1 protein-coding gene is annotated in these 635 nt (G+C 62.2%); it reads right to left on the minus strand.

Features of this window, described 5'->3' with window-relative positions; genetic code table 11:
• Window positions 1-177: 177 nt before the first annotated feature.
• Window positions 178-411 carry a hypothetical protein gene (locus AC0L3C_RS36170; protein ID WP_473258624.1) on the minus strand — a complete coding sequence of 78 codons (234 nt, stop codon included), beginning with the start codon at window positions 409-411 and terminating at the stop codon, window positions 178-180.
• Window positions 412-635: the final 224 nt, after the last annotated feature.

Here is a 635-nt window from a genome sequence, read left to right on the forward strand (position 1 = left end):
CATTCGAGAGGGTTCCTTCTCAGGGTCTGGATGATCTCGATCAGCCCGAGCCGCCTCGGCGGCGGCACGGGAGCCGGTGGTCGATAGTCACTATCGGTCAGACTGCGATCCAGCATGGGGGCGAGCCGGTTCGGCGCCCGGGTGGGGCGAAGGTGGACGCCTCCGGGCGATTGTCCATCAGTTGGATGAACAGACCTTGACCGTCTCCATGCCGGTCTCCGCTTCCGCGCGTGTCTTGTAGATGGTACCAGATCGGCTGACGACGATCATGGAGGTCTCCGTCGGCTTCTTGTCGAGGATCGTGCACTTCTTCGTCTTCATATCCTGAGCGATGTAGAATTCGTTGGCCGCTAGGGCCGGAGCGACGGAAGCTAAAACGAGACCCGCGGCAGCAAACGGCCTGAGCTTCATATCTTCCTCCTTCCGAACGCCGGCAGTCAGGCCGGCAAGGAACAACAGGAAAAAACGGCAATTTGTTCCTAACCCGGAACACTGCGGGCACGCCCGCGGTCCGGATCGAGCCGCCCCTAAGGACCCGCATCGTCGTCCCCGCACGCCTTCCTCGCGAGCCGCTCCATCTCACCCGGGGAGCATCCGTTGCATCACGCGGTCGCGGTAAACGAAGATGTGCGCCA

The organism is Bradyrhizobium sp. WSM4872 (genome assembly GCF_055811715.1).